This is a genomic window from Arthrobacter sp. 05L45_2 (assembly GCF_056397525.1).
In genome coordinates this window covers 1-1663 of the sequence record NZ_JBFTNO010000333.1, presented here as the reverse complement: position 1 = coordinate 1663, position 1663 = coordinate 1, and the positions used below count along the sequence as shown (strand labels likewise).

General features: G+C 72.4%; 1 protein-coding gene and 2 pseudogenes. 2 read left to right on the top strand and 1 reads right to left on the bottom strand.

All coding sequences use genetic code 11. The features are described 5' to 3' along the window. Window positions 1-86: pseudogene (locus AC1DHD_RS16155) on the bottom strand (RDD family protein); the annotation flags it as partial. Between the two features lie 106 nt (window positions 87-192). On the opposite strand from AC1DHD_RS16155, the gene AC1DHD_RS16150 reads away from it, so the two are divergent. Next, the gene (locus AC1DHD_RS16150; RefSeq protein WP_476880676.1) at window positions 193-1185 is read left to right on the top strand and encodes a stage II sporulation protein M; all 993 of its coding nucleotides are present in this window, start codon (window positions 193-195) and stop codon (window positions 1183-1185) included. Between the two features lie 125 nt (window positions 1186-1310). Beyond that, window positions 1311-1663, top strand: a pseudogene (locus AC1DHD_RS16145) (hypothetical protein); the annotation flags it as partial.

Below are 1663 nucleotides of genomic sequence, written 5' to 3'. Positions count from 1 at the left end.
TCCAGCAACAGCCCCAGCGCCCGCGCCGCGAAGGACGCCGGCCGCAGCTCAAGGACCACGGCCTCGCCTGTGATGATGGAACTCAACCCGGACCCCCACTCGTCTGCCAGTCACGCACAGTCTAATCACCCCGGCCACATCATCCCGCGCAGATGCCGGACGGATCGCGGCCCCGGGCGCTAGGGTGGTGCCGTGGACATCGAGGCGTTCTCCCTGGTGAACGGGGACAAGTGGGCGCGGCTGCACGCCCTGGCGCACCAGCGCCGGCTCAGCGGCGCCGATGCCGACGAACTGCTGCGGCTCTACCAGGGCGCGTCGGCCGACCTCTCGCTGCTGCGCTCCGTGGCGCCCGAGAGCGGGCTGTCCGCGGCGTTGTCAGCCACGCTGGCCCAGGCCCGCACCCGGTTCACGGGCGCCCGTTCGAACTTCATGGAGGACCTGGCCCGGTTCTTCGTCATCGCGCTGCCGGCGGCCCTGTACCGGATCCGCTGGCTGACGCTCTGGTGCGGGCTGGCGTTCTGCCTGGTCGCCACCGCGTACGGCCTCTGGATCGGGAATTCCCCGGATGCGCTCCGTGCCCTCGGCTCGGACGACGCGGTCCGCCGCTATGTGGAGCAGGATTTCATCAACTACTACTCCGAGAATCCCGCGGCGTCGTTCGCGGGCATGGTGTGGACCAACAACGCCTGGATCGCCGCGCAGGCCGTGGCGCTGGGCATCACCGGCTTCTGGGTCCCCATGATGCTGATCGGCAACGCCCAGGGCGTGGGGGTTGCCGCCGGGGTCTTCGCCGGCGCCGGGAAGCTGGACGTGTTCTTCAGCTACATCCTGCCGCACGGCCTGATGGAGCTGACGGCGGTGTTTGTGGCCAGCGCGGCCGGACTGCGGATCTTCTGGGCCGTGGTGGCGCCCGGGCCGCGCCGCCGCTCGCAGGCCCTCGCGGAGGAAGGCCGGTCCCTGGTCACGGTTGCCCTCGGGCTGGTCCTGGTGCTCCTGGTCTCCGGCATGGTGGAGGGCTTCGTCACGCCCAGCGCCCTGCCCGTCTGGGCCAAGATCACCATCGGCGCTGCGGTGCTGGCCGGCTACTGGGTGTACGTGCTGAGCCTGGGCGGCAGGGCCAACCGTGCGGGCGCCAGCGGCGACCTCGACAGCCGGGACGCCGGTTACACCGAAATTTCGGCCTGAATCGGCGCCGTCCCGGGGTGGCACCTCGCCGGGGCTGAGGCCCTGACGGTAGGCTCGGAGTCAGATATGTGGCGCCGCCGGTCCCCGGGCCCGGCAGCGCGGAAGCCTACGGAAGCGAAGCAGCAGTGACGGAAAAAAGTCCCACCCCTCCGAATCGACAGGATCCGGATCTGGACCCCGCCGACGACGCCGACGAACCCGCCTTCGAATGGATGAAGCCGGCCGCCGCGGGCAAGCGGACCGACGCCGCCGCGGGAACCCCGCAGGCCCGGCAGGAAACCACGGCCGCGGGCGCCCGCGGGGAGGCACCGGCGGACGCACCCGCACCGGAGCCCGCGCGGGAAACCGCAGCATCCGGACCCGTAGCAACAGCCGCCCCTGCTGACCCGGAGGACCGCACCCCGGCCGCCGGCGAACGGCAGGGCCGCCGCGCGGACCGGCGGGCCGCCGGCGCCGCATCCGCCGCCGCCGCCGGGAC